The 26,952-nt window shown below is 66.2% G+C and carries 22 protein-coding genes; 9 read left to right on the forward strand and 13 right to left on the reverse strand.

The window, feature by feature from the left end:
* Window positions 1–91: 91 nt before the first annotated feature.
* Complete coding sequence (locus AB0J29_RS04030; protein WP_364778810.1) at window positions 92–628, forward strand: DUF3558 family protein; 537 nt, start codon at window positions 92–94, stop codon at window positions 626–628.
* Window positions 629–686: 58 nt separating this feature from the next.
* Here AB0J29_RS04030 and AB0J29_RS04035 read toward each other — a convergent pair whose 3' ends face one another.
* Together AB0J29_RS04035 and AB0J29_RS04040 are read right to left on the reverse strand one after the other, a co-directional pair.
* A complete protein-coding gene (locus AB0J29_RS04035) occupies window positions 687–1,934 on the reverse strand; it encodes an SPFH domain-containing protein (protein WP_364778813.1) in 1,248 nt (415 codons plus the stop codon).
* The gene (locus tag AB0J29_RS04040; protein ID WP_364778816.1) at window positions 1,934–2,365 is read right to left on the reverse strand and encodes an NfeD family protein; all 432 of its coding nucleotides are present in this window, start codon (window positions 2,363–2,365) and stop codon (window positions 1,934–1,936) included. The genes AB0J29_RS04035 and AB0J29_RS04040 overlap by 1 nt, the downstream gene beginning before the upstream one ends.
* 317 nt (window positions 2,366–2,682) lie before the next feature.
* On the opposite strand from AB0J29_RS04040, the gene AB0J29_RS04045 reads away from it, so the two are divergent.
* The 4 genes from AB0J29_RS04045 to AB0J29_RS04060 all read left to right on the forward strand — a co-directional run bounded on the left by AB0J29_RS04045 (window position 2,683) and on the right by AB0J29_RS04060 (window position 8,041).
* Window positions 2,683–3,495 carry a DUF3097 domain-containing protein gene (locus tag AB0J29_RS04045; RefSeq protein ID WP_364778963.1) on the forward strand — a complete coding sequence of 271 codons (813 nt, stop codon included), beginning with the start codon at window positions 2,683–2,685 and terminating at the stop codon, window positions 3,493–3,495.
* Between the two features lie 200 nt (window positions 3,496–3,695).
* On the forward strand, window positions 3,696–4,514 hold the full coding sequence (locus AB0J29_RS04050) for a hypothetical protein (RefSeq protein ID WP_364778819.1): 819 nt from the start codon (window positions 3,696–3,698) through the stop codon (window positions 4,512–4,514).
* A 102-nt stretch (window positions 4,515–4,616) separates the two neighbouring features.
* Window positions 4,617–5,387, forward strand: coding sequence for a serine protease (locus tag AB0J29_RS04055; protein WP_364778822.1), 771 nt, complete (start codon window positions 4,617–4,619; stop codon window positions 5,385–5,387).
* A 194-nt stretch (window positions 5,388–5,581) separates the two neighbouring features.
* The gene (locus AB0J29_RS04060; RefSeq protein WP_364778825.1) at window positions 5,582–8,041 is read left to right on the forward strand and encodes an FHA domain-containing protein; all 2,460 of its coding nucleotides are present in this window, start codon (window positions 5,582–5,584) and stop codon (window positions 8,039–8,041) included.
* A gap of 22 nt (window positions 8,042–8,063) precedes the next feature.
* Here the strand turns inward: AB0J29_RS04060 and AB0J29_RS04065 are convergent, their stop codons facing one another.
* From AB0J29_RS04065 to AB0J29_RS04100, 8 genes are all read right to left on the reverse strand, one after another.
* Window positions 8,064–9,125, reverse strand: a complete 1,062-nt coding sequence (locus AB0J29_RS04065; protein WP_364778828.1) for a ferrochelatase — start codon at window positions 9,123–9,125, stop codon at window positions 8,064–8,066.
* Between the two features lie 21 nt (window positions 9,126–9,146).
* Entirely contained in the window at window positions 9,147–9,983 is an 837-nt protein-coding gene (inhA, locus tag AB0J29_RS04070; protein WP_364778831.1) for an NADH-dependent enoyl-ACP reductase InhA, read from the reverse strand.
* Between the two features lie 74 nt (window positions 9,984–10,057).
* Window positions 10,058–10,774: a 3-oxoacyl-ACP reductase FabG1 gene (gene fabG1 / locus AB0J29_RS04075; protein ID WP_364778835.1), complete on the reverse strand. Its 717-nt coding sequence runs from the start codon at window positions 10,772–10,774 to the stop codon at window positions 10,058–10,060.
* Window positions 10,775–10,871: 97 nt separating this feature from the next.
* On the reverse strand, window positions 10,872–11,876 hold the full coding sequence (locus tag AB0J29_RS04080) for a VWA domain-containing protein (RefSeq protein WP_364778838.1): 1,005 nt from the start codon (window positions 11,874–11,876) through the stop codon (window positions 10,872–10,874).
* Window positions 11,873–12,823 carry a DUF58 domain-containing protein gene (locus AB0J29_RS04085; RefSeq protein ID WP_364778966.1) on the reverse strand — a complete coding sequence of 317 codons (951 nt, stop codon included), beginning with the start codon at window positions 12,821–12,823 and terminating at the stop codon, window positions 11,873–11,875. Before AB0J29_RS04085 ends, AB0J29_RS04080 begins: the two co-directional genes overlap by 4 nt.
* A 32-nt stretch (window positions 12,824–12,855) precedes the next feature.
* Window positions 12,856–14,064, reverse strand: coding sequence for a MoxR family ATPase (locus AB0J29_RS04090; RefSeq protein ID WP_364778841.1), 1,209 nt, complete (start codon window positions 14,062–14,064; stop codon window positions 12,856–12,858).
* A gap of 137 nt (window positions 14,065–14,201) precedes the next feature.
* Window positions 14,202–15,629, reverse strand: a complete 1,428-nt coding sequence (locus tag AB0J29_RS04095) for an NlpC/P60 family protein (protein ID WP_364778844.1) — start codon at window positions 15,627–15,629, stop codon at window positions 14,202–14,204.
* A gap of 265 nt (window positions 15,630–15,894) precedes the next feature.
* Complete coding sequence (locus AB0J29_RS04100; protein WP_364778847.1) at window positions 15,895–16,473, reverse strand: DUF6676 family protein; 579 nt, start codon at window positions 16,471–16,473, stop codon at window positions 15,895–15,897.
* Window positions 16,474–16,806: 333 nt separating this feature from the next.
* On the opposite strand from AB0J29_RS04100, the gene AB0J29_RS04105 reads away from it, so the two are divergent.
* On the forward strand, window positions 16,807–19,701 hold the full coding sequence (locus tag AB0J29_RS04105; RefSeq protein ID WP_364778850.1) for an aconitate hydratase: 2,895 nt from the start codon (window positions 16,807–16,809) through the stop codon (window positions 19,699–19,701).
* A 96-nt stretch (window positions 19,702–19,797) separates the two neighbouring features.
* Window positions 19,798–20,364: a helix-turn-helix domain-containing protein gene (locus AB0J29_RS04110; protein ID WP_364778855.1), complete on the forward strand. Its 567-nt coding sequence runs from the start codon at window positions 19,798–19,800 to the stop codon at window positions 20,362–20,364.
* 85 nt (window positions 20,365–20,449) lie between these two features.
* Here the strand turns inward: AB0J29_RS04110 and AB0J29_RS04115 are convergent, their stop codons facing one another.
* Complete coding sequence (locus tag AB0J29_RS04115; protein WP_364778969.1) at window positions 20,450–21,178, reverse strand: ABC transporter permease; 729 nt, start codon at window positions 21,176–21,178, stop codon at window positions 20,450–20,452.
* 26 nt (window positions 21,179–21,204) lie between these two features.
* Entirely contained in the window at window positions 21,205–22,482 is a 1,278-nt protein-coding gene (locus tag AB0J29_RS04120; protein ID WP_364778858.1) for a glycosyltransferase, read from the reverse strand.
* Window positions 22,483–22,579: 97 nt separating this feature from the next.
* Here AB0J29_RS04120 and AB0J29_RS04125 point away from each other — a divergent pair, with 97 nt between their 5' ends.
* Together AB0J29_RS04125 and AB0J29_RS04130 are read left to right on the forward strand one after the other, a co-directional pair.
* A complete protein-coding gene (locus tag AB0J29_RS04125; RefSeq protein ID WP_364778861.1) occupies window positions 22,580–25,144 on the forward strand; it encodes a cytochrome P450 in 2,565 nt (854 codons plus the stop codon).
* A 42-nt stretch (window positions 25,145–25,186) separates the two neighbouring features.
* Window positions 25,187–26,005, forward strand: a complete 819-nt coding sequence (locus AB0J29_RS04130) for an SDR family oxidoreductase (RefSeq protein WP_364778864.1) — start codon at window positions 25,187–25,189, stop codon at window positions 26,003–26,005.
* A 108-nt stretch (window positions 26,006–26,113) separates the two neighbouring features.
* On the opposite strand, the gene AB0J29_RS04135 is transcribed toward AB0J29_RS04130, so the two are convergent.
* Window positions 26,114–26,905 (reverse strand): hypothetical protein, encoded by a 792-nt coding sequence (locus AB0J29_RS04135; protein WP_364778867.1) that lies wholly within the window; start codon window positions 26,903–26,905, stop codon window positions 26,114–26,116.
* Between the last annotated feature and the right edge of the window lie 47 nt (window positions 26,906–26,952).

The following is a 26,952-nucleotide window of genomic DNA, read 5'->3' on the forward strand; positions in this document are numbered from 1 at the left end:
CGGCCCGGAGCAGTCCGCGGTGCCGAAACCGCCCTGTCGGCGCACCGGCCGGTAGCCTCGACGAGGGCACGGTTCGAAGAAGGGAGCGGATATGACCGCATTCCGTATGTGCAGCGGACTGGTCGTGCTCGCGGCAGCCGGACTGCTGACCGGTTGTTCCGACACAGCCGCGCCGGACGCCCAGCCCACCTCCACCCCGCCGGCCAACACATTGACGAACTGCGCGCCGCTGACCGAAGAGCAGATCAGCCGTGCCGCGCAGGCCGACACCATCACCGTCCAGCACCGTCCGCCGGTCTGCGTCTGGCAGGCACAACGCGACGCCGACGAATCCGATCTGACGTTCACCTACACCGCTCGCGAATCGCTCCAGCAGACGTGGCAGCGGGCCGAGAACGACGGATTCCAGACCGAACATCTGACAATCACCGAACAGATCTTCGGCACGACCGTCACCGCGACGGGCTTCTACATCCGCAATCCACACGACCCGGGTGACTGCGCGGTGGCCGCCGCGGACAATGGCACCATCGTCTGGCGCGTGCAAAACCGATCCCACACGAGAACACCCGACCCCTGCGCCATCGCACTCCAATTGGCAACGCTGACCATCGATCTCGCGCCCTAGCCAGCAATAAGCACCCCGGGCCTCGACAAGATCCGGGGTACCTGCGGTGTTTCCCCGACTACCGCGACGGCGGCTGCCAGGATTGTCCCTGGGGTCCGTCCGGGCGGTACGGCGGCTGCTGCGGTGGAAGCTGCGGCGGCGGGGTCTGCTGCCGTGCTGGCATGACCGGCTGGTGCGGGGAGGGCTGGGTTCCGGTCACCGGGGCCGCCACGCCCTCCACCGATGCGCGGGCATCGGCCTCCGCGGCGCGAACCGCCTGTTCGATGGCTGGATCGCGCGCCGTATCGAACCAGCCCGCGACATCGGAATCGTCCTCCGGCTTGCTCTCCACTTCGTCGACCGGGGTGGGCTCGTAGCGGAATACGCCGTCCTCGCCCTTGGTCGCGAAGTTCTGTGCGAAGCCCTCGAGTGCCTTTCCGAAATCGCTCGGTACCAGCCATACCTTGTTCGCATCACCGCGCGCGACCAGCGGCAGGGTCTGCATGTATTGGTAGGCAAGCAGTTCCGGCGTCGGCTTCCCGGATTTGATTGCGGCGAAGACCTTTTCGATGGCCTTCGCCTGGCCCTGTGCCTGCAGATAGGCCGCGGCCCGTTCACCCTGGGCGCGCAGAATCCGGCTCTGCCGTTCACCTTCGGCCGCCAGGATCGAGGCCTGCTTGGCGCCCTCGGCGGAGAGGATCTGCGACTGCTTGGCGCCTTCGGCCGTCTTGATCTGCGATTCGCGGGTGCCCTCTGCGGTGAGGATCATGGCGCGCTTCTCGCGGTCGGCCTTCATCTGCTTCTCCATCGACTCCTGGATCGATGGCGGCGGATCGATGCTCTTGAGTTCGACCCGCGCGACGCGCAGTCCCCAGCGGCCGGTGGCCTCGTCGAGCACCCCGCGGAGCTGACCGTTGATCTGATCGCGGGAGGTCAGCGTCTGCTCCAGGGTCATGCCGCCGACCACATTGCGCAGCGTAGTCACGGTGAGCTGCTCGACAGCCGCGATGTAGTTGCTGATCTCGTATACCGCCGCCTGCGGGCTCGTCACCTGGAAGTACACGACGGTGTCGATGTGCAGGGTCAGATTGTCCTCGGTGATCACCGGCTGCGGCGGGAAGGACACCACCCGCTCGCGCAGATCGACCTTCGCCCGGATCCGGTCGGCGAATGGCACCAGAAATGTCAGCTGACCGGACACTGTGCGCGAATATCGGCCCAGTCGCTCGATGACTGCCGCCTCCGCCTGCGGGACAAGGGCGATCGACTTGAAGACCACCACCACGACCAGCAGCACCAAGACGGCGGCAACGATCAGTACACCCATCAGGGCCCCTTCCAGACGACCGCGGTCGCGCCATCGATCTGCATGACGTACACCGTGGTTCCCTTCGGATATTCGACCGTTGTATCGAACGGCCGTGCGGTCCATTCCTCACCGCCGATTTTGACCAGGCCGCTGTGCTCGGCCACCGGTTCGAGCACCAGCGCCTGCTTACCCATCAGCGCGTCCACATTCGTCGGGATCGGCGGCGGAGTTCCGAAGCGGCGCCGCAGAACTGGGCGCACCCCGAGCAGCAGCACGAGTGCCAGCACCGCGAAAATCACCGCGTCGACGACCAGACCGGTACCCGCTACCGCGCCAACGCCCGCGGTGCCCAGCGCGGCGACGCCCAACATGAGCAGCGTGAGGTCCCCGGTGAGCATCTCCGCCGCCGCGAGCAGCAAACCCGCGACGAGCCAAACGATTGCGGCCACATGCCCCACTGTAGTTGTCCGTGGCACTTCTGTGGCGTGACAAACCCAAGATCAGCGGCCACAACGTGCACCGCGGCCGGGCCCTCTCGCCGACAACGCCGCAACCATCGCTCGAGATGCGCAGATCCGGGCAGTTCGGGAGGTGTTTCGGACGATCTGGTCACGATTTTCCGCCATCTCGCCGACCGGCCCGCTCATCCTGACGATGCCGAACCTGATCACGCCCGATTGCCGAGGGTCTGTGACCGGCACACCAACTCGGTTGCGCCGCAACCCGAAATGGCGGTGCTAGTTTCGGGCGGGTGAGCGGGCGTGACATGTATGGCAGCGATATCTTCTCCGGACATTCGCGGGCGAATAAGCGAACGGTGCCGACGGTGACGGCGGAACGTGACCTCGTCGTGGAGGATGCGGACAGCGGATTCTGCGGCGCCGTCGTCGGATTCGATCGCAGCTACGACGGCGAATTCGTGAAACTGGAGGACGCCCGCGGTGTGGTGCGGTTGTTCGCACTACGCGAGGCCGCGTTCCTCATCGACGGCCAGCCCGTGACGCTGGTTCGCCCCGCAGCCGTGGCACCCAAGAAGCAAACCCGGTCGGCGTCCGGCTCGACGCGCGTGGAGGGGCTGCGTGCGCAGGTCGCCAAAACCAGCCGGATCTGGGTGGAGGGTGTCCACGATGCCGCATTGGTGGAGCGGGTCTGGGGGCACGATCTGCGGGTCGAGGGTGTGGTGGTCGAGCATCTCGAGGGTCTGGACAATCTGGCCGAACGGCTGACCGCATTCGCACCCGGACCGGGTCGGCGGGTCGGTGTGCTGGTCGACCATCTGGTCACCGGTTCGAAGGAATCCCAGCTGACCACCGGCCTCGGTAAGTATGTGCTGGTCACCGGGCACCCCTATATCGATGTCTGGCAGGCCGTGCGCCCAGCGGCGGTCGGCATCGCGGCATGGCCGGAGGTGCCGCGCGGTGAAGACTGGAAAACCGGCATCTGCCGCCGCCTCGGCTGGGGCACCCCGCAGGAGGGGTGGCGGCGGGTGTACAACGCCGTCGAATCCTTCCGCGATCTGGAATCCCCTCTGATCGGCGCGGTGGAGCGGCTCATCGACTTCGTCACCGAACCGGAGTGACCGGATCGATACCGGTCCAATCGCTGAAATCCTGTCCCACTACGCAGAATTAGGCCCCAGTCGACGCAACCGTGCAGCGGCGGCGGCCGGTCGGACATTCCAGCTACTCGCGGTACCGGCAGACCGATCGATGCGCGCAGCTCACCGGGGTATCCGGCATGGCTCCCCCGAGTCGCAACCCTCCTTTATGCTCGATAATTATGTGCTCTCCTAGTGCCACGCTGACGGTGTGGGCCGGCTCCTGGCTGGCCGGTCGCAGCGCGCCCGATGACATCCTGGAGGCGTTGTACGCCTGGGCGCCGCGGCACACGATCGCCGCGGGCGACCCGATCACCGGTGGTCGCGACGACCTGCCCTGGTCCTCTCGCGACAATCTGTCCGGCACCGGAGTCATGGCGCTGCTCAAGGTGATTCGCGAGGCGATGGCACAGCCCGGTGCGCAATTGCGGCTGGTGTTGCCGGTGCCCGGCGATGTGCGCGGTCTGCCGACCGGAACGGCGTTCGCCGCCGATGCCATCGAGGCGGGTGAGGGCATGCTGTTCGGCACGCCCGGCGGCGACGGCACCGGGTTGATCCCGCAGTGGGCCGATGACGACACCCTGCAGTGGACGGTCTACAGCACACCGATCCCCGCCACGCCCGGACCGGATATGTCGCTCGGCGAGGCGGAGTACACCATGCGCGAGGCGGTGCGCGAGGCCGCCGACGCCCTCATGCGCCTACACACCACCGCCGTCGGCGCGGCCGCCGACGCCGACCCCCGCGAACTCATCGAGGCCGAACTCGCCGACTACTCCCGCCACGACTATCCGGACTCGATCCCGTTGCGCGCCAGGCGAATCCTCGACAGCGCCGACCACGTCGCCGCCATCCTTACTGTCGCCCAACGCGAACCGGCCTCCGCGCCCACCTCCGCCACCGCCATCGGCGCCCAGGAAGACCTGCTACGCCCACTGTGGGACGCGATCCGCGCGGCCCGGTTGGTGGCGGTGCACGCCGCGGCCCGGGGCAATTCGTAAAGCATCGGCGGTCGACGTATGCGGCGGCAACGAAGGCGCGACAACATCGACATCCTCTGGTTGAAGAGGCCGAGCGATCGCCGGAACCATCAGGGAGGCGGCATGTTCCGCATACCTCGCATTGCCGCGGCTGTGACTGCCGCACTCATCATCGGTCTCGGCGCGCCCGCCGTTCCCGCCACGGCGATCGTTGGCGGAATTACCACCGAGGCGAGCGCCCATCCGTGGCTCGCCGCCGTCGGCACCCCGTTGTACCTACCCCGGCCCTCCGGACAGTTCTGTGGCGGTGTGCTCATCGCGCCCGATCGGGTTGTGACAGCGGCACACTGCGTCGTATTGGCCCGGCTGCTCCCACAGGCGATCAGCGTCACCTTCGGCCGCACCGATCTGCGCTCGCACGACGGAGTTGCAGTGGGGGTCAAGGAGATTCGCGTCCATCCGGACTTCAGGGAGACCGATTTCGACGGCGAGATCGTGCACCACAATGATCTCGCGATCCTCGTCCTCGACAGGCCGATGCCGGGGCCGTACCTGGAAGTCGCCCCGCCACAGCGCGATCCGCGCACATACGGCGACACCGGCACCATCGTCGGCTGGGGCGGCACCACCGAGGACGACACCGCCAATACGGTCCTGCGATCCGCCACGGTTCCGATCGTTCCCGACGCCATCTGCGCCGCCGCCTACGGCTCCGCCTTCGACCCCGCCGATATGCTCTGCGCCGGCTCCCCCGACGCCGACACCGCCGAATACGACAGCGGCGATCCACTCATCGCCGCGGGCCGCCTGATCGGCGTCACCTCTTGGGGCAAGGGCAGCGCCCGCCCAGGCTTCCCCGGCGTCTACGCCTACCTCACCAGCTCGAGCTTCTGACCGACAACACTGCGAGCGGAGCCGGCCTGAACTGATCTGATGGAACCGGACGGACTTGCCGTCGACCTGAACCGGCGTATACGTCGTCGACGCGAACGCCAATCGGGTGCTTATGCTTACGGGTTGCTGACGACCGGAATTGCGAGGTCGTCGACCATTGCGGGGACACTGCGGACCAGTCGTATACTCGCCTCATGGCGGATGAACAGTCCTCCATGGGATTCCCCGAGGCACCGGTTCTCGTGGTGCAAACCAGGGAACGCGTCTATCGGCTACGCGCTGGAGCGGCGTATAACGTCGGTCGCGATCCGGCTTCCGACATTATTGTGACCGATCCGCGCGCATCTTCGTTGCACGCCGTTCTGGAGCGGGGTGCGGACGGTTGGGAAATCGAGGACGCGGGCAGCCTCAACGGCACCTTTTTCGACGGTCATCGCGTCGAGCGGATGGTGATCGACCATAACGAGACATTCCAGCTCGGTCACGCCGTGGACGGCGAGCAGCTGGCCTGTTCGCTGGAGGGGCAAGAAGGACGACCCGACCACGAGTCCGATGGCGATGTCGGGGAAGACACGATGGTCGTCCCCAATCCCGGCTACAACCTCGAGGATGAAGTAACGGTCACGAAGTTCCATGCTGGCCGGCCCCGGCGAGTTTCGCGATCGTCACCTGTGGCGGTACCCAGCGAGGTCGTCCGGATCACATCGCCCACGCTCCGAATCGGACGTGCGGCCGACAACGACATTGTCGCGCATGACCTCATGCTCTCCCGCCATCACGCCGAGCTGCGCACGATCGGCGACGGCAAGTACCGGATCGTCGACCTCGACAGCCACAACGGCACCTACGTCAACGGCCACCGGATCGACGCAGCGGACCTCTCCGAATCCGATTTGATCGGCATGGGCCACACCACGTTCCGGCTGGTTGGCGACGAGTTGCGCGAGTTCGTCGACACCGGCGACGTATCGGTGTCGGTGCAGAGTCTCACCGTGCGAACCCCCGACGGGAAGGTGCTCCTCGACGGGGTGGGCTTCCCCATCCCGCAGCGCTCGCTCGTCGGGGTCATCGGGCCGAGCGGAGCCGGCAAGTCGACCTTGCTCGGCGCGATCACCGGGTTACGGCCCGCGACGGAGGGGACGGTCCGCTACGACGGACGCGACCTGTACACCGATTACGACGAACTCCGGCACCGCATCGGGCTGGTCCCGCAGGAGGACATCCTGCACAACCAGCTGCCGACGCGGCGCGCGCTGCTCTACGCGGCCGAACTGCGGTTCCCCGGTGATACGCGCAGCGAGGAGCGCGAGGAGCGGGTCGACGAGGTCCTCAACGAGCTCGGTTTGGCGCGGCACGCCGATACCCGCATCGATAGGCTCTCGGGCGGGCAGCGCAAACGGGTGAGCGTCGCACTGGAGTTATTGACCAAACCGTCCCTGCTGTTTCTCGACGAACCGACCTCAGGCCTCGACCCGGGCCTGGACAAGACGGTCATGGAAATGCTGTCCGGGCTGGCGCACGACGGGCGGACCGTCATCGTCGTAACGCACAGTGTGGCGAATCTCGATTCCTGCGATCGCCTGCTGGTCCTGGTGCCCGGCGGTCGGCTGGCCTATTACGGGCCGCCCGCGGAGGGTCTGCAACAGTTCGCACAGCGCAGCTGGGCCGAGGTGTTCCAGGCATTCGACCGCGAGGAAGACCGCGACTGGGCCGGTGAGTTCCGTACTTCGCCGCGCTTCGAGAACTACGTTGCGGTCGGGCTGACCGACGACGTCGGCCCAGCGCAAGTGCATACACCTGCGCCACCGCCCGCGCCGCAGTCCAAGCTCAGCCAGCTCAGCACACTGTGTCGGCGATATCTGGCGGTGATCGCCTCGGACCGCAGCTATTTGGCGCTCCTCGGCGTGATGCCCCTGCTGCTCGGTGGCTTGATCGCCGCGGTGCCGTCGGGCGCGGGATTCGCCGGGGCGCCGGGATCCAACACCGATGCCCCGACCAAGCTCATGATTTTGGCATTCGGTGCCTGCTTCATCGGCACCGGCAACTCGATTCGCGAGATCGTCAAGGAGCAGACGATCTACCGCAGAGAACGCGCGGCAGGCCTGTCGGCAGGGGTCTACCTGATGTCGAAAATGTTGGTCCTTGGCGTGATCACCGCCCTGCAGGCGGCGGTGTTGGTTCTGATCGGCACCATCGGTATGGATATGCCGCCCAAGGGGCTTTTCACATCGGTCGAGCTGGAGTTGATCCTGGCGATGGCGCTGCTCGGCATCACATCGCTGGCATTGGGCTTGCTGGTGTCGGTGTCGGTGAACACCTCGGAGAAGACACTGCCGCTGCTGATCGTGCTGTCGATGGCACAACTGGTGCTCACCGGCGGGCTGGTGCGGCTCCCCGGCACATTCGGCCTGGAGCAACTGGCCTACTTATCGCCGTCCCGTTGGGGGTTCGGCGCGGGAGCCGCCACCATCGATCTCGACACCCTCACACCGCACTCGGGCGCCGCCGACCCGCTGTGGAAACACACCATCGGCACCTGGCTGCTCGACATGGGAGTCGTCGCCAGTCTGGGAGCCGTCTTCCTCGCGCTGGCCTGGTATCGCCTACATCAACTGCGTCCACGGCGCACCGGTGCCCGCCGCGAGCGGATTTGACGGTGGACGTCCACCTCGAAAGCTAGGTTGCCGCTGCCGGCCGTCGCGGCGGGGTGCAGCAGTCGATTGCGCAGCGAGCACCGTTTACGGTGCAGCCGTAGCCTGGAATATCGCCGAGTCGGCGTGGCGATTTACCGGTCAGGTGCTCGTTGATCAGTTCGACGACCAACTCGGCGAAACGGGGATCGGTGCCGGGGGTGGCGGCCCTGGCGAACGCCATGCCCAGTTCCTCGGCCTTCTCCCTGGCTTCGTTGTCCAGATCCCAGATGACCTCGAGGTGATCGGAGACGAACCCGACCGGGCAGACCACCACCGCATCCACACCCTTGCCGGACAGATCCTCGAGATGATCGACGATATCCGGATCGAGCCACGGAATCTGCGGTGGCCCGGAGCGGGACTGCCACACCAGGTCATAGTCGGCGAATCCCGTTGCGGCGGCACATAATCGGGCGGCCTCAGCGACCTGGCGACTGTACAGACGGCCACCATCGGCAGGCGGCCCCGCGGAAATATCGGCCGATACCGGGATCGAGTGCGCGGTGAACACCAGTCGGGCGCCCGCTCGGCGCCCTGTGGGAAGCGAACCGACCGCAGCTCGAATCGCCGCCGCGAATGCCTCGATCAACAGCGGATGGTCGAAGTACTGCCGCAACTTCACCAGTTCCGGCGCATCCGGCCCGAAAGCCGCACGCGCCCTGCTGATGTCCTCGTCATACTGCAGACACCCGGAGTATCCGCCCCACGGCGAGGTCGGGAACACCAATGCCGACCGCACACCGTCGGCAGCCATCCGCGCAACGGTGTCCTCGACCATCGGATTCCAGTTGCGGTTGCCGAAGTAGACCGGTAATTCGATGCCGGCACCGGCCAATTCACGCTCGACCGCGGCGATAATGTCGCGATTGAGCGCATTGATCGGTGAGACACCGCCGAAGTGCAGGTAGTGCTGTGCGACCTCATCGAGACGTGCGCGCGGCACCCCCCGTCCCCGGGTGACGTTCTCCAGGAACGGCATAACGTCCTCGGGCCGCTCGGGACCACCGAACGACAGCAGCAGTAAGGCATCGGCGGCCCGAACCACGGTGTCTCCCTTCGGATTACGTCAGTTGATCGACATATTCTCCGGGAACCAGGTGTTGTGGCTGGCTCCACCGTCGACGTAGATGATCGAACCGGTGGTGCCGGGCAGCCAGTCCGAGAGCAGTGCGACGATCGACTTCGCCACCACGGTCGGATCGTCGACATCCCAGCCGATCGGCGACGCGCCGTCCCAGTAGGTGTTGAGCTGGTTCAGCTTGGCGGCATCGTCGGTCGCGGTGCCCGCGATGGCCTTGGCCGCGAGGGTCTTGATCGGACCGGCGGCGATCAGATTGGAACGAACCCGCTTGGCGGTGCCCACCTCGCGTGCCACGTACCGATTCACCGACTCCAGCGCGGCCTTGGCCACACCCATCCAGTTGTAGAACGGCATCGCGGTGCGCGGATCGAAGTCCATGCCGACGAGCGAACCGCCCTCGTTCATCACCGGCAGTACGGCGCGGGCCAGCGAGGCGTAGCTCCAGGCCGAGATCTCGAAGGCCTTGGCCGCGTCCGGACCGGGACCGTCCAGGAATGGACGCGCCTCCGGGCCCATCAGCGTGCGCGGCGCGAAGGCGATCGAGTGCAGTACACCGTCGAGGCCGTTCGGCGCGAGCTCACGGAGCTTATCGGCCAGCGACGCCAGATCCTCTTCATTGGTGACATCGAGCGGGATCGCCGGGGCGACCTCTTGCGGCAGTCGCTTGGCGATCCGATCGATCAACCGCAGCCGCTCCGGAATGCCGGTGATGATCACCTGCGCGCCCTGCTCCTGCGCGACCGCGGCCGCGTGGAACGCGATCGACGCATCGGTGATGATGCCGGTGATCAGGATGGTCTTGCCTTCGAGCAATCCGCCCATGGGTTTTCGGTTCTCCTCAGTCGAAGTTCGTGGGGTTGCGCAACCGCCGAGGCGGCGCGCCGCTGTCGGTTGGCTCAGTGACCCATGCCCATGCCACCGTCGACCGGAATTACCGCGCCGGACACATAGCGCGAATCCTCGGAAGCGAGGAAGCTGACCACGGCCGCGACATCCTCGGGCTGGCCGAGACGCTGCAGCGGAATGAACTTCTTCGCCATGTCACGCAGATCGTCGGGCAGCTCGGCGGTCATATCGGTTTCGATGAAGCCGGGCGCGACGACATTGGCGGTGATCGAACGCGAGCCGAGTTCACGGGTGACCGACCGAGCCAAACCGATAACACCGGCCTTGGACGCGGCATAGTTGATCTGTCCGGCTTGACCGGCAAGAGCGACCACGGAACCGAGGAAGATCATCCGCCCCCAGCGTGCCCGCAGCATGGCACGATTCGCGCGCTTGGCGCAGCGGAACGCACCGGTCAGGTTCGCATCGATGACCTTGGTGAACTGCTCCTCGGTCATCCGCATCAGCAGGGTGTCATCGGTGATGCCCGCATTGGCGACCAATACCTCGACCGGACCCTGATGCTGCTCCACCTCGGTGAAGGCGGCGTCGACCGAATCACTGTCCGTCACATCGCATTTCACACCGAACAGACCGTCCGGAACCCCCGACCCACGATGTGTGACGGCCACCTTGTGCCCGTCGGCGAGCAGACGCTGCGCGACCGCCAGGCCGATACCGCGGTTGCCTCCGGTCACCAGGACCGACCGGGATGTGATGTTCGACATGAGAACCAACCTATCTGTTCGGGTTCGCGCGCCACGCCCAGGCCACACAGAGTGCTCTCTGCAGAACCGGGCGCGTCGCGACGGTGGGCATTGACGACTACGGCAGGCGTTGACGATAGAGCAAGCCGGTAACTACACCGGCTGCGATAACGAGCATGCCGAGCAAAAGCCATGGTCTGCTGGCATCGCCCCTGGTCATCTCGTAGCCGATCTGTTCTTCGAGCGTGTCGTAGACGCTGGTCAGCTCGGTCAGGCTCGACGCGGTGTAGAAATCGCCACCGGAGAGTTTGGCGATCTCACGCAGCGCGTCGTCGTCGACAGGCACCTTGACGCGCTGAGTGCCCCTACCCTCCGAGTCCGGAATCTCCACCGAGCCCCACGAGGTGCCGAACGAAATCGTCGACACCGGAACACCTTTGTTCTTCGCCAGGCGGGCAGCGGTGAAACCGTGCCGTGGATTGTCGGCATCCTTGTCGTCGGGCACCGTCTGCTTACCGTCGGACATCAGCACGATACGCGCGGGCGGTGGCGTTTCCGCGCCGCCCAACACCGTGGCCAGGGTGTCGATCGACTGCAGCGCGGTGAGAATGCCCTCGCCGGTAGCCGTACGCTCGGCGAGTTTGATGTTGTCGATGGCCGCCTTGACGGCCTCGCGGTTCGTCGTCGGCGGCACCATCACCGAGGCGGTGCCCGCGAAGGTGACGAAGCCGAGATTGATACCGGGCGGCAGCCCGTCGACGAATTCCTTACCGGCCTTCTGCGCCACCTTCAGTCGCGAAGGCGGCACATCGGTCGCCTCCATGGACAGCGAAACGTCCATCACCAGAACGACTGTCGCGCGATTGCGGGGCACCTTCTTGACCGCCGTCGGCCCCGCGGCCGCGATGGTGAGGAACACCAGACCGACCAGCAGCAGCGCGATCGGCACATGCCGCATCGGACTCGGCCGCGATGGGGCGACCTTCTCCAGCAGCTCCATATTGGAGAACTGCAGCATGTGCCGGTGGCGGCTGCGCTGAACGAGGATGTAGCCCAACGCGATCAGTGCGACCACGGCGAGGAAACCGAGCCAGACCAGCGCGGTGAAATGCGAAATACTCACTGGCGCGGCGCCCGTCCGCTCGGGGCGCCGAATGCGTGGCGCCGGGTGGACACGAACCGGACCACATCGGAGATCCAGTCCCGATCGGTCTGCAGGCTGAGCACCGGGGCGCCGCAACTGCGCAGGGCCTGTTCGACCTGAACGCGATGACGCTCGGCGGCGGCCGCGAAATCTGCGCGCAGCCCAGGCGTCACGCTGAACTCGCGGGTGCGCCCGGTCTCGGGATCGTGCAGCACCACATCCCCCACATCGGGCAACGACAGATCGCGGGGATCGAGCACCTCCACCGCGAGCAGATCGTGGCGCGCGGAGATGGCACGCAGCGAACGCTGCCAGTTGATTTCACCCAGGAAGTCGCTGATGACCACCGCGAGTCCGCGTTTGCGCTGCGGGCGGCGCAGCGATTCGATCGCCTCGCGCAGATCGCCACGCACACCGTCGCGGGCGTGCGGCGTCGTCGCGATCTCGCGCAGCATCGACTGCGCGTGCACCCGGCCACTGCGCGCGGGAATGCGGGTCAACTGCTCTCCGGTCGCAACGACCGCGCCGATCCGATTGCCACCGCCGCTGGTGAGATGGGTGATCGCCGCGGCGGCCGCAACCGCAAGATCGCGCTTCTCGCACAGCGCGGTACCGAAGTCGAGACTGGCCGACAGATCGACCACCATCCAGGTCTCGAGTTCCCGGTCCGCGATCATCTGCCGCACATGCGGATGGGTGGTGCGAGCGGTGACCGACCAATCCATCTGCCGCACATCGTCGCCCGGCTGATAGGTCCTGGCCTCGCCAGGCTCCGAGCCGGGGCCCGGAATCAAGCCGAGGTGATCGCCGTGCAGCACACCGTCGAGCCGACGACGGACGGTCAGTTCCAGCGTTTTGAGCGCGGCCGTCAACTTCGGGTCGGACAGTTCGCCCGATCGGAAAGACGGTGGTGCATGTGGGGACATCGGCGCTGGCGGAATCGGATCCGATGCGGAGGTCACTTCGGCTGGTTATTGCCGGCGGCCGAAGACATCTGCGCGACCGACGGCTGCGGCACCGCGTCCTGGGATGACGGTGGCTGCGCGATGGGGGCCGGCGCGCCGTGCGGACCCATGGCGGGCGGCGCTGCGGGAGCAGGGACAGCAGCCGCCCCGGGGGCGACCGCCTGCGGCCCGACCTGCGGCAGGCCCACCGTCTGCAGCACGCGCTTGATCACATCGTCGGGGCTGATCTCATCGGCCAGCGCGTCGTAGGACAGCACCAGGCGGTGGCGCAGCACATCCGGAATCACCTCGACGACATCCTGCGGCACGACATAGTCGCGGCCGCGGATCAGCGCGACGGCGCGGGCCGCGGCGATGATGCCGAGGCTGGCGCGCGGCGAGGCGCCGTAGGCGATCCAGCTCGCCACATCCTGCATGCCGAAATCACCGGGCTTGCGGGTCGCCGTGATCACCCGAACCACGTAGTCGACCAGCGCATGGTGCACGAACGTATTCGCGGCCACCTGCTGTAGGCGGATCAGCTCGGACGGCTCGAGGATCGGCTTGGCTGCCGGCGGGGTGACACCCATCCGGTAGATGATCTCGCGCTCTTCCTCCACCGACGGGTAGTCGACGACCACTTTGAACAGGAAGCGGTCGCGCTGCGCCTCGGGCAGCGGATACACGCCCTCGCTCTCGATCGGGTTCTGGGTCGCCATGACCAGGAACGGATCGGGCATCGGGTAGGTCTTGCCGCCGATCGATACATGCCGCTCGGCCATCACCTCGAGCAGTGCGGACTGCACCTTGGCCGGCGCGCGGTTGATCTCGTCGGCGAGGACGAAGTTCGCCACGACCGGGCCGAGTTCGGTATCGAATTCCTCGCGGCCCTGGCGATAGATGCGGGTACCGATCAGGTCGGTGGGCACCAGGTCGGGGGTGAACTGCACGCGAGCGAACGAACCACCGACAACCTTCGCGAAGGTCTCCACCGCAAGGGTTTTGGCGATACCCGGCACACCCTCGAGCAGAACGTGGCCGCGTGCCAGCACCCCCACGAGCAGCCGTTCGACGAGCCGATCCTGACCGACGATAACGCGCTTGACCTCGTATATCGCCTTCTCCAGGGTCTGGACGTCACGCTCCAGGGTGCTGGGTGCGGGAGCAGTGGCCGATTTAGCCAAATTTGCCCCGCTCACACCGTCCGTCGAAGTCACCAACATCCCCGCTTTCGCTTTGGTCCTGTGCGTGCTGCCACAACTATTCCAGGTAACGGCCGCATATGCCGCAACCGGACCCGAGATCACGGCAAATCAGCAGGTTCGCGGTCGGGTTCGCGGCGTGCGACCCAGCCTAGGGGTTACGAGACGATCCGCACCGCGTACGGCATGATGCCGCCCTCGCGCACCGGCGCCACCCGTACCACCTCGCCGGATTGCGGCGCCTCCACCATCTTCCCGTTTCCGAGGTAGAGCGCAACATGTTCGCTGCCGTTCGACCCCCAGAACAGCATGTCGCCGCGGCTGCGCGCGGCCACGGGCACCCTGGTGCCCGCGTTGTACTGATAGCCGCTGTAGTGCGGCAATGAGACGCCGATACCGGCGAAGGCGTAGATCATCAGACCCGAGCAGTCGAAGCCGACCTTGTGGAAATCGCCGAAGCTGTCGGCGACACCGCCGTCGCGGATGCCGAGGGTCGGCCCGTCCTCGTCGCCACCGCCCCAGGCATAGTTGACACCCAGCTGCGACATCGCCCGATCGACCACGGTTTCGATCGCATCGGCACCGCCGATGGACGGCAGGGTCGGCCTGGTGACGCGCGGCTTGGTCTGGCGCGGCGGCGGCGAATCCTCCATCTGGATATGGGGTCGTCTACCCTCGCCCGCCTGCGCCGCGCGGTCCTTGGCGGCCTGGTCCTGGGCCGCGCGCGCGGCCGCGGCCGCAGCCGCGGCGCGAATGGCGGCCTCCTCGGCCTTGCGCTGTTCGTCCCAGGCCAGATAGGCCTCGCGCTGTCCTTGCAGCCCGGCCACATTCGCGCGGGCCTGATCGAGGCGGCTCTGCGCCGCCGCACGCTCACGTAGCAGGCCCTCCCGCTGCACCGCCTGTTGATCCTGTTCGGTCTTCACCGCGGCGACGGCGTTCTCGGCGTCGGTCTTCTTCTGTTCGGCCGCTGCGGCAGCCGCGTCCGCGGCCGACTTCGCTTGGCGCGCACTGGCATTCTCATTGCCCTGCGCGATCTGCGCGCGGCGCAGCGAGTCGAGCACCGACTGCTGATTCTTCGATACCAGCGTGAAAACCTGGGCGCGGTTCAGGGCAACATCCGGGGTGGCCGAGGACAGATACGTCACCATCGAGGTCGCGGCGGGCCGGGTGTAGGCCTGCACCGCGAACTGGTCGAAGTTGCGCCTGGCCTGGTCGACCTGGGTTCCGGCCTCGCTCAGTTCGCGCTGGGTCTGCACCACCGCCGCCGCGGCCGCGTCGGCGGCGTCGCGCGCGTCCTGCAGATCGACGAGGGCCTTATTGACCTCTTCACGCCTGTGCGCGACGGCGGCGTCGAGCTCCTGCAGCTTCTGATCCGTCGCCGCGACCTGGTTGATCAGCGCACCGACCTCGCTCACTCCGGCGTCGACTTGCGCTCCAGCACCGGCGATCTGGTCATCGCTCGGGTTGGGCGGGGCAGGCGGCACCGCGGCGACCGGTCCGGCCGTGACGAGCATGGCGGCAGTGATCAGCAACCCCAGAGCGACCCACAGCGGACGCCGATCGCTGGCAACGCCGTTGTTGCGCATCGCACCTCCCAAAGGACCCGAACAGGCTTAACCTCACGAGCCCCCTGCGAACCATCCCACTCAGCGGTTGACAGATAGCTCTCTGATCACTCTTTCCCCATCAGCCATCATTCGAACCGTACGACACATCTTTCACCAAAGAAACTATGGCAACAGGACTACAGCCGAGTAATTTTCCCGCAGCCCGGAGATAGCCGGATGCATGCTGGGATTCGGCCGGGAAAAATAAACCGACCGTCAGGAAAAGTAACTGAGTGGATACTCGCTACGAGGTGAGATCCTGGTTGTCGTCACGAGCCGAAACCCCCACCGGAACAGCTGCCCGCCCGGCAGGACGGCGCGACTTCACCCAGTAGAGTCCGCCGACCACCACCGCGGTGCCAACAAGCAGCACACTGGTGATCGCGGTCCAGGAGACCTTCTCCGGCCGCTCCAGCCGATCGACGAAAATCTGCGCCGCCTGCGCCGAATGCCCCTGCGTACTCTTGGACGCGTCCTCGGCCCACTCCAGCTTCACCCGGCTGATCGAATCGCTGTAGGTACCGACCCAGTCGTCGCTGAGCACCACCACGGTTCCGCGCTCGGCCTTGCCGACCTCGGTGGCCAGGTCACGTAGATTGGAGTCGTGGCCTGGATTACCGGGAATCACCACGATGCTGAGTTCGATGCCATGGGCTCGGGCATCGGCGACGACCGCCTCGAGTGCGTCCTGATCCTTACCCTTCGGCATGGCCACATGATTGTCGGCCACATCCTCCTTGATCTGGGTCAACGTCGTGTCGTCGATACCAGGGGGGAGTTCGGCGCGCATGGGCGTGAACACCGAGGTGTGCGAGACGGTCATCTTCCATCCGGTCTGTCGAGCCGCATCGGTACGCGAGGCGACGGGCATCCAACACTGCGGGGGGAACCGATGCAAGCCCACCGGTCACCCCGAACAACTCGAAAGCACAGTACGCGACGGGGTGTCGGATCACATTCAGACGGCGCGTCCAACGGCACCCGCGCGTTTCACAGGACAAGCGTACTGTTAGGCTCGAAGGTGCGAGGAGCCAGTAAGTTCCAGTGCTGGAACCCTCCGAAGACGTAGCCGTAGCGACTGCTTGCAGATCGCTCGAAAGACCAGCCGCGAGCACAGCCCCGCCCGCGGCCACCCTCACAGACGAGTGGAGCTGACGTGACGACAAGTATCGATACTTTCGGCGCCAAGGGCACCCTCGAGGTCGGAAGCAACTCCTACGAGATCTTCCGTCTCTCGGCCGTGCCGGGCACCGAAAAACTCCCCTACGCACTGAAGGTCCTCGCGGAGAATCTGCTCCGCACCGAGGACGGCGCCAACATCACCGCCGATCACATCCGCGCCATCGCCAGCTGGGATCCGTCGGCTCAGCCGAACACCGAGATCCAGTTCACCCCGGCCCGTGTGATCATGCAGGACTTCACCGGCGTGCCCTGCATCGTCGACCTGGCGACCATGCGTGAGGCCGTCGCCACCCTCGGCGGCGACCCGGACAAGGTCAACCCGCTCGCCCCCGCCGAGATGGTCATCGACCACTCCGTCATCATCGACGTATTCGGCCGTGCAGACGCCTTCGAGCGCAACGTCGACATCGAATACCAGCGCAACGGTGAGCGCTACCAGTTCCTGCGTTGGGGCCAAACGGCTTTCGACGATTTCAAGGTCGTTCCGCCGAGCACCGGCATCGTGCACCAGGTCAATATCGAGCACCTGGCGCGCGTCGTCATGGTCCGCGACCGCCCGAGCGGGTCAGGCCCGGAGGAGGCAGCCGCAGGCGTAACCACGCAGGGCCCCCGCTCGGGCAGCAACGTGATCCGCCAGGCGTACCCGGACACCTGTGTCGGCACCGACTCGCACACCACCATGGTCAACGGCCTCGGCGTATTGGGTTGGGGCGTCGGCGGTATCGAGGCCGAGGCGGCCATGCTGGGCCAGCCGGTCTCCATGCTCATCCCGCGCGTCGTCGGCTTCAAGCTGACCGGCGAGATCAAGCCGGGAGTGACCGCCACCGATGTGGTGCTCACCGTCACCGACATGCTGCGCAAGCACGGTGTGGTCGGCAAGTTCGTCGAGTTCTACGGCAAGGGCGTCTCCGAGGTGCCGCTGGCCAACCGCGCCACCCTGGGCAATATGAGCCCCGAATTCGGTTCCACCGCAGCGATCTTCCCGATCGACGAGGTGACCGTCGACTACCTGAAGCTGACCGGCCGCTCCGATGAGCAGGTCGCGCTGGTCGAGGCCTACGCCAAGGAGCAGGGCCTCTGGCACGACGCCGACAACGAGCCCGCCTACTCGGAGTACCTCGAGCTGGACCTGAGCACCGTGGTGCCGTCCATCGCGGGTCCGAAGCGTCCGCAGGACCGAATCCTGTTGTCGGAGAGCAAGACCGCCTTCCGCAAGGACATCCACAACTACACCGATGACGCGGAGACCGGTCCGGCCGCCGCGACCCCGCACACCCACCTGGACGAGGCCATCGAGGAGTCCTTCCCGGCCAGCGATCCGGCGGTGCTCTCCTTCGCCGAGGACGACGCCGTCCTGCCGTCCGCCGCGAACGGTGCGGTGGGCCGCCCGTCCAAGCCGGTCAAGGTCTCCACCGAGGAGTACGGCGACTTCGTGCTGGATCACGGCGCGGTCGTGGTCGCCTCGATCACCTCCTGCACCAACACCTCCAACCCGTCGGTCATGCTGGGCGCGGCACTGCTGGCCCGCAACGCGGTGGAGAAGGGCCTGACCCGCAAGCCGTGGGTGAAGACTTCCATGGCCCCGGGTTCGCAGGTCGTGAACGGCTACTACGAAAAGGCCGGTCTGTGGCCGTACCTGGACAAGCTGGGCTTCAACCTGGTCGCGTTCGGCTGCGCCACCTGCATCGGTAACACCGGTCCCCTGCCGGAGGAGATCTCCAAGGCGGTCAACGACAACGACCTGACCGTCACCGCGGTACTTTCCGGTAACCGCAACTTCGAGGGCCGCATCTCCCCCGATGTGAAGATGAACTACCTGGCCTCGCCGCCGCTGGTCATCGCCTACGCGCTCGCGGGAACCATGGACTTCGACTTCGAGAAGGACGCGCTCGGCAAGGACACCAATGGCAACGAGGTGTTCCTGAAGGACATCTGGCCCTCGACGCAGGAAATCCAGGACACCATCGACCGGGTCATCTCCCGCGATATGTTCCTCGAGGACTACAAGGATGTCTTCAAGGGTGACGCGCGCTGGCGTTCGCTGCCGACCCCGGAGGGCAAGACGTTCGAGTGGGCCGAGGAGTCGACCTACGTCCGCAAGCCTCCGTACTTCGAGGGCATGCCCCAGACGCCGGAGCCGGTCACCGACATCAAGGGCGCGCGTGTCCTCGCGTTGCTGGGCGATTCGGTCACCACCGACCACATCTCCCCCGCGGGCAACATCAAGCCGGGCACCCCGGCCGCACAGTACCTGGAGGCCAACGGCGTCGAGCGCAAGGATTACAACTCCTACGGCTCGCGTCGCGGCAACCACGAGGTGATGATCCGCGGCACCTTCGCCAATATCCGGCTGCGCAACCAACTGCTCGACGATGTCTCGGGTGGTTACACCCGCGACTTCACCCAGGACGGTGGCCCGCAGGCGTTCATCTACGACGCCTCGCAGAACTACCAGGCCGCGGGCATCCCGCTGGTGGTACTCGGTGGTAAGGAGTACGGTTCGGGTTCCTCGCGTGACTGGGCCGCCAAGGGCACCTCGCTACTCGGCGTGAAGGCCGTCATCACCGAGTCCTTCGAGCGCATCCACCGCTCGAACCTCATTGGTATGGGCGTCATTCCGCTGCAGTTCCCGGCCGGTGAGTCGGCCGCGTCGCTGAAGCTGGACGGCACCGAGACCTTCGATGTCGAGGGCATCACCAAGCTGAACGAGGGTGTGACTCCGAAGACCTTGAAGGTCACCGCCACCAAGGAGAACGGTAATGTGGTCACCTTCGACGCGGTAGTCCGGATCGACACCCCCGGTGAAGCCGACTACTACCGCAACGGTGGCATCCTGCAGTACGTGCTGCGCAACATGATTCGCGGCTGAACGCCTGTGCTGTAGTAGGTCCGCGCACCGCATTACCCGCGGTGCGCGGACCTCTTCACATTGCATTGCCCGCTTCGCTCAGAGGAGCCCGCCGAAATGCCCAAAGTCAGTGACGATCACCTCGCCGCCCGGCGTAGTCAGATTCTGGAGGGAGCGCGGGCCTGTTTCGCCGAATACGGGTACGAAGGGGCAACCGTGCGCCGCCTGGAAGAGGGCATCGGCCTGTCGCGCGGCGCGATCTTCCACCATTTCCGGGACAAGGACGCCCTGTTCCTCGCGCTGGCCCAAGAAGATGCCGACCGCATGGCCGACGTCGCGGCCAATCAGGGACTGGTGCAGGTCATGCGCGATATGCTCGCCCACCCGGAGCAATTCAACTGGCTCGGCACCCGTTTGGAGATCGCGCGCCGCCTGCGCACCGATCCGGAATTCCGCGCCGGCTGGACCCAGCGCTCCGCCGAACTGACCGCCGCCACCCTGGCCCGCCTGGAACGCCGCAAGGCCGCAGGCGCCCTCCGCGACGATGTCCCCACCGATGTCCTCCTCGGTTACCTCGACCTCGTCCTCGACGGCCTCATCGCCCGCATAGCCTCCGGCCACACCAATGAAAACCTCTCCGCGGTACTGGATCTCGTAGAAGCCTCGGTCCGCCGCAAGGAGTGAACCAGCCGAACGGGTCGACCCGCATCGGAACAAGGTGTCGCGATGTCTCTGCCGGCGAGCCCGACCCGCCGTGACCGCTGAGCGGTCAGTGGTGGGATAAACGGCCGAATACGATGCTGGCGCTGCCGAATCCGAGGGCGCCGAGAATGGCGCACCAGAAGAGGGCGAGGGGGGCATTGTGGCCGATGTCGGTGGAGTTCAGGAGTCCGCGTACGGTTTCGATGATCGGGGTGGCGGGTTGGTAGTCGGCGAAGCCGCGGAGCCAGTGGGGCATGGTGGTGGTTTGAACGAAGGCGCTGCTGATATAGGGGATGAACATGATGGCGTAGGTGAGGCCGCCGGCAGCTTCCGGATTCTTGGCGACCAAGCCGAGAGCGACTGCGATCCAGGAGATGGCGGTGACGAACAGGGCGATGACCGCGAGGGCCGCAAGCCAGCCGAGTGGGTCGGCCTGGGGGCGGTATCCGAGTGCGAGCGCCACCGTGACCGCGATCGCGATGGCCGCCAGATTGCGGACGACCCCCTCGACGACGTGGCCGGCGAGTACGGCCTGGCGAAACATCGGCAGCGTGCGGAAGCGGTCGATGCTGCCCCGGGTCATATCGGTGGAGACGGCGGTGGCGGTGATCGATGAGCCGAAACCCGTGCACAGCAACATGATTCCGGGCACCACATAGTCGAGATAGGGTCCGCCGACATCGATGGCCCCGCCGAAAACGTAGGTGAACAGCAGCATCACCAGAATCGGCATGAGCAGCGAAATGATCAAGGTGTCGCGACTGCGCAGGGTGTGCCGGACACAGCGGCGGAACATCACGACGGTGTCGGCGAAGACGTCGGTCACCGGGCGGCGGCCTCGATGATATCGGCGGCACGGGCGGCGGCGTCCTCGGTGCTCAGCGTCTTCGCGAATTCCGCTGCGCGGGAACGGCGTTCGGGCGTGAGCAAGGACGCGACGCCTTGTTCCAGCCGAGCCTCGGTGAGTTTGGTGAACGGCAGATGCGCACCAACCCCGAGGCGCTCGACCTGCCCGCCCCACATCGGCTGTTCGAACGATACCGAGCAGACCAATGTCGGCAATCCGGCACGCAGACTCTCGAATAACGTCCCGATACCGCCGTGATGCACCGCCGCGGCGCAATACGGGAAAACCAGATCGTGCGCGAATGGACCGACCACCTTCACATTCGGCCCCGCCTGCGCATCGGCGATATCCAGATCACTCCAGCCCGCACTCACCAACGCACGCACGCCCAAACGAGCAGACACCTCGTTGACCATGGCCAGCACCGCGGCCGTATCCCTAATGGGCATACTGCCGAATCCGAAGAATACCGGCGGCGCCCCCGTCTCGATCCACGACAGAATGCCAGCATGGTCGCCCGCCAGATCACCGACGGCCTCCCGGGCGGCGTGATCGAGCGTCAGAAATCCGGTGAACGGCCTGCGCTCATCCCATTGTTCGGGCAGTCCGGGCACCAATGCCGGATCGTAGATCTGCACTTCGGGCACCTGTGCACGCGCCAATACCGCAGCGGTACTCGCCCGCGACTTCGGCAGCCCGAGCGTCGTCCGTAGATCGTTGAGATAGCGCATGAACACCACCCGGCGCAGATTCTCCGCGAATGCCCAGGTCGCCCGATTGACGACCGCGGGCGGATGCCACCGCGGGGGCAACGCACCCGGAAACGGATATGCGCCGTTGCCGCGGCAGGGGAAGTAATGCAGGCTGACCAGCGGAACTCCCATTGCCTCCGCAACCGAACTGGCGCGATCCTCCGTCACAGTGGTCGCCACGATCAGCTCCGCACCCGTGCAGACGTCGATGACCTCCCGATTCATCTGCTCGGCATAATCGGCCATCTGCCGGGCGACCAATTGCATGAGCCGCAGGGTGTTACCCGCCGCCAGCGCCCGCTGTCCGGCGTCCGAACTGTAGAGCTGCTGCACATCCGGTCCGCATGCGACGGCGGCAAGCCCGGTGGCCGTGGCGAATTCGACCAGATTCGGCGGCGCACCGAGCAGCACATCATGGCCGCGACGGCACAGTTCAAGTCCCAGCGCCACGACGGGCTGGACGTCACCGCGGGTTCCGGTGAGCGGAATCGCTATTTTCACGGCGGCTCTTTCGGTATCGGGGCCCTGACGACGCCGACCGGATGATCCACAGAATTGCGGGCTCCGCACGGCGGCGATGTGTCAGTACAGTGCCATTGTGCACATAGCGATGTTCATGGACTACCACCCGGCCACCCTCGGTGGGATTCAGACAGCGGTCGCTTCGCTGTGCCGCGGACTCGAACGCGCAGGTCACCGCGTCACCCTGTTCGTCGCGCCGCAGCCGGGCGCCGACGAGCTCCCGAATGTGGTGCCACTGCACGCGGTCGGCGGTCTCGCGGTGAATGGATTCCCGGTTGTGCTGCCGACCAAGCACAATGCCGAACTCATCGACGCCGCCTTCGCCGGGCGCGGCCCGATCGACCTCGTGCACACTCACACCACCTACGGCGTCGCTATCACCGGTATGAAAGCCGCACGGCGACACCGGATTCCGCTCATCCACACCGCCCAGAGCCGCGACGACGCGTTCATCGAGAACACCTCGCCCGCACCGTATCCGGCGGCGCTCGCCCTGCGCGCGCTGCACAGCCGGTTCGTACCGCATGATCAGTACATGCCACACCGCGCCGAAAGCCGTGCGGCGCGTCATGCCTGGTGGACCATCGTCGGTCAGGCCCAGGCCGCGGATCGGGTCATCGCGCCGACCCAGCACTTCGCCGACCAGCTGCTCGCCCACGGGCTGACCCGGCCGCTGCGGGTGGTATCCAACGGTGTCGATGACGAGCTCATCGAAAACAGCGGCGGCACAATGATTGTCGAGCAGGCGGCCGACGCGCCGCTGCGGCTGATCTGGTGCGGGCGACTGTCCGTCGAGAAGCGACTGCTCGCCGCGATCGAGGCCGTGCGGTACCTCGACAACTGCACGCTCGATGTCTACGGGGATGGCGACCTGCGCGCCGAGGCAGCCGCCGCCATCGGCGAGTATCAACTCGCAGACCGAATCCGCTTGCACGGCAGAGCCACTCAGGCCGAATGCCTCGCCGCCATGTCCGAAGGCGACGCACTGCTGTTCCCCTCCAACGGTTTCGACACCCAGGGCATGGTCCTGCTGGAGGCGGTGGCGGTCGGTCTGCCGATCATCTACTGCGATCCCGATCTCGACGAATCGGTGCCGACCGGGGGCGGCCTTCGCACCGCCGATCCGTCGCCCGTCGCGATCGCCGACACCATCTCGAAGCTCGACGCCGATCGCACCGCGCTCACGGAAATGCGCCAGATCCTCGGCAAATACGGCGACTCGGTACGACAGTCACAGCACATCGGGACTGTACTCGAGATCTATCGGCAGGCTCGTGTGGAGGCCGCGCGCAGCCCGGAATTGGTCCTGCCGCAATCGCTTTCGGAGGTGCCGACCGCGCCCGGTCAGCTGCCGCTGGTCGGCCACAGCCTGCGGGCTCTGCGTGACGCTCCGGGGTTCGTCACCTCGCTGGCCGATCTCGGCCCGATCGTGCGCCTGCGGTTCGGCCAGAAGACCGGATATCTACTCACCACACCGGATCTCGTCCGCGAGGTCGGGCTCGGCGATGCCGAACTCAATCGGGATGATCTGCGCGAAGCAATCGAGGATGTCGCGGGCGGATCCGTCAATGTGCTGCGCGGCGCGGAACACAAACTGCGGCGGCGAATGATCTCGCCCGCGTTGCGGCAGAGCCGCCTCGCCGAATACACGCGCTCGGCGGCCGATATCGCCGAAACCTGGTCGGCGGGCCTGCCTTCGGGCGGACGCGTGAATCTCATGGACGAGGCGCACGGCCTGATCCTCGACACGGTCTCCTCGACGCTGTTCACCGCCGACTTCAGCGATGACGCACGCCGCGAGATCCGCGACAGCGTGCCCTGGCTGCTCAGTCAGGTCATCTTGCGCACCGCACTTCCCCCGCAGGTGCGTCGGCTGCGACTCATTTCGAACTGGCGCTGGCGCACGAAGGCTCGCAACCTGCGGACCGCCATCGGGGCCGTCATCGCCGAATACCGCCGCCGCGACGAGGATTTCAACGATGTGGTCTCGGCGCTCATCCGGCACACCGACAGCGAGACCGGCGCGACCCTGTCCGACGAGCACATCATCGATGAGGCGATCCTCATGCTGGCCGGTGGTGTCGGCTCGATGGCGTCACTGACCGGCTGGCTCTGGCACGAGGTCATGCGCCGCCCACAGATCGCCGAGCGACTGTATGCCGAACTCGATGCTGTCGTCGGCGCGGGCCCGGTGCGCGCCGATCATCTCGGTGCACTCCCGTATCTGAAACAGGTTGTGGCGGAGACACTTCGGTTCTGGGGGCCGTGGATCAGTGCGGGCACCGCCGACGGCGACATCACCATCGGCGGACTCACCGTTCCGGACGGCACGGCGATCATGTTCTCCCCCTATCTGGTTCAGCACAACAAGCGGTACTACGCCGATCCGGAATCCTTCGACCCAGACCGCTGGTCGCCCGACCGCGCCGCCGATATCGACAAGAAGGCCAACCTCTCATTCGGCGTGGGCCGTCGCCGCTGCCTCGGCGACCATTTCGCCATGATCGAAATCGGCCTCGCCGCCGCGGCGCTGCTGGTCCGCTGGCGCCCGACACCCGACCCGGACTATGTGGTACGCGCCTCCAATCGCGACTTCGTCCTGTCGCCCTCGGCGCTGCCGGTTACGCTGCATCCGCGGTGAACACTTGCTTTGAGTGCACTCCAAGTGACTAGCGTGGATCGCATGAGCAAAGTTTGGTTCATCACCGGAGTCTCACGAGGATTCGGCCGTGAATGGGCACTCGCCGCATTGGAGCGCGGCGATCACGTGGCCGGTACGGCGCGCGATACCAGCACACTCGACGATCTTGTCGCCAAATATCCTGACACCTTCCTGCCACTGCACTTGGACGTCACCGACCGGGACGGCGATTTCGCCGCGATACAGCAGGCGGTCGAGCGATTCGGACGGCTCGATATCGTGATCAACAATGCCGGCTACGGCCAGTTCGGCATGATCGAGGAACTCAGCGAGGACGAGTTCCGCGCGCAAGTGGAGACCAATGTCTTCGGCGCGCTGTGGGTCACCCAGGCGGCCCTGCCGATCCTGCGGGCCCAGGGTAGCGGCCACATCATCCAGGTATCGAGCATCGGTGGCATCGCCGCCTTCCAGAACCTCGGCGCGTACCACGCGTCGAAGTGGGCACTGGAAGGTTTCTCCCAGGCGCTGGCCCAGGAGGTCGCCCCCTTCGGCATCCACGTCACCCTGATCGAACCGGGCGGATTCGGCACCGACTGGGCCGGCCCCTCGTCGCGGCATGCCACCCCGCTCCCGGCCTACGATGCGGCCAGGGCGGCACGAGCCGCCCAGCGCGCGGCGGTGCGCCAGGGCGATCCGGCCGCCACTGGCACCGCCATCCTCGCGGTCGTCGACGCGCCCGAGCCGCCGCTGCGCATTTTCCTCGGCGCGGCCCCGCTGACCATCGCCACCGCGGAATACGAATCCCGCCTGGCACTCTGGCGCGAATGGCAGCCCATTTCCGCTGCCGCGCAGGGTGATTGAGCCGAACAGCACGAGTGCGGCGCCGCCGGGGAGAACGGGGATGATGGTGGACCCGTCCCCGGCGGCGCCGACCCACCCGTCCGGAGTTCCCGAACTGCCCTGGGCGGGTCAGTAGTTGGCGTTCAGATAGTTGGCGGCATGGGTCGTCCACAGGACATTCGTGCCGGGCATAGTGTGTCCGGAGTAGAGCACATGCTGGCCGTCCGGCCAGGGCGTCAGATAGCCGATGACACCGTTGACCGCGGTCGCGTAGCGATCGAGATCGGCCATCGGATCGTTCATCAGGAAACGCAGCAACTCGGCGAAGATCAGCGGGGCCACATTACCGATGCGGGCGCCCTCGACGAACGAGAACGGCGAGATGCCGACATCGATGACCCGCAGCGGCGAGTCGCCCGGTGCCGCGGTGATGATATCGCCGGGATTCGCGTATTCTTCGACATCGAGTGCGGGCCAGGCACCGTGTTCGCCGTGCAGGCCGTAAGTCGTTGCCGGACAGAGATTGCCGACCGACTGGCCGCGTTTGCGCAGCGGGTTGGCGATATTGACCGCGAAGGCGATTTCCAGGGGCGAGCCGTCGGTGTTCTTGTACTTACCCGACCGCACCCCCTCCAGGATCTTGCTCGCGCAGATACTTCCGAGCGAATAGCTCAACAGCCCGCAGACATTCGGCGAGTCCTGAATCGCCTTGACACCCGCGGCGGTGCCGAGCCGGATCGAGGTGTCCAGCGAAGGGCCCCACAGCTCTGGGCTCGGCCCGACCGAGGCGGGCCAATCCGGCTCGAAGGCGGTGAATCGGCCGGGATCGAGCAGTTTCGTGACATCGCGCAGCATGCCGGCGGGCGTCCCATCGGTATTCCGCGGTTCACCCGTGCCGCGGAGGGTGATGATGTCGATCATCACTGCAGAGTGCCCCGATGACCGCACCGGCACACGAGTAGCGGACT

It is taken from the genome of Nocardia sp. NPDC049707 (assembly GCF_040674855.1).
Taxonomy (GTDB): Bacteria; Actinomycetota; Actinomycetes; order Mycobacteriales; family Mycobacteriaceae; genus Nocardia.

What these genes read in the sequence shown, in the direction of transcription:
- AB0J29_RS04030 (WP_364778810.1), top strand. Translation starts at nt 92, where the DNA reads ATGACCGCATTCCGTATGTGCAGCGGACTGGTCGTGCTCGCGGCAGCC.
- AB0J29_RS04035 (WP_364778813.1), bottom strand. Translation starts at nt 1,934, where the DNA reads ATGGGTGTACTGATCGTTGCCGCCGTCTTGGTGCTGCTGGTCGTGGTG.
- AB0J29_RS04045 (WP_364778963.1), top strand. Translation starts at nt 2,683, where the DNA reads ATGTATGGCAGCGATATCTTCTCCGGACATTCGCGGGCGAATAAGCGA.
- AB0J29_RS04050 (WP_364778819.1), top strand. Translation starts at nt 3,696, where the DNA reads ATGTGCTCTCCTAGTGCCACGCTGACGGTGTGGGCCGGCTCCTGGCTG.
- AB0J29_RS04055 (WP_364778822.1), top strand. Translation starts at nt 4,617, where the DNA reads ATGTTCCGCATACCTCGCATTGCCGCGGCTGTGACTGCCGCACTCATC.
- AB0J29_RS04060 (WP_364778825.1), top strand. Translation starts at nt 5,582, where the DNA reads ATGGCGGATGAACAGTCCTCCATGGGATTCCCCGAGGCACCGGTTCTC.
- inhA (WP_364778831.1), bottom strand. Translation starts at nt 9,983, where the DNA reads ATGGGCGGATTGCTCGAAGGCAAGACCATCCTGATCACCGGCATCATC.
- fabG1 (WP_364778835.1), bottom strand. Translation starts at nt 10,774, where the DNA reads ATGTCGAACATCACATCCCGGTCGGTCCTGGTGACCGGAGGCAACCGC.
- AB0J29_RS04085 (WP_364778966.1), bottom strand. Translation starts at nt 12,823, where the DNA reads ATGTCCCCACATGCACCACCGTCTTTCCGATCGGGCGAACTGTCCGAC.
- AB0J29_RS04090 (WP_364778841.1), bottom strand. Translation starts at nt 14,064, where the DNA reads ATGTTGGTGACTTCGACGGACGGTGTGAGCGGGGCAAATTTGGCTAAA.
- AB0J29_RS04095 (WP_364778844.1), bottom strand. Translation starts at nt 15,629, where the DNA reads ATGCGCAACAACGGCGTTGCCAGCGATCGGCGTCCGCTGTGGGTCGCT.
- AB0J29_RS04100 (WP_364778847.1), bottom strand. Translation starts at nt 16,473, where the DNA reads ATGACCGTCTCGCACACCTCGGTGTTCACGCCCATGCGCGCCGAACTC.
- AB0J29_RS04110 (WP_364778855.1), top strand. Translation starts at nt 19,798, where the DNA reads ATGCCCAAAGTCAGTGACGATCACCTCGCCGCCCGGCGTAGTCAGATT.
- AB0J29_RS04115 (WP_364778969.1), bottom strand. Translation starts at nt 21,178, where the DNA reads ATGTTCCGCCGCTGTGTCCGGCACACCCTGCGCAGTCGCGACACCTTG.
- AB0J29_RS04130 (WP_364778864.1), top strand. Translation starts at nt 25,187, where the DNA reads ATGAGCAAAGTTTGGTTCATCACCGGAGTCTCACGAGGATTCGGCCGT.
- AB0J29_RS04135 (WP_364778867.1), bottom strand. Translation starts at nt 26,905, where the DNA reads ATGATCGACATCATCACCCTCCGCGGCACGGGTGAACCGCGGAATACC.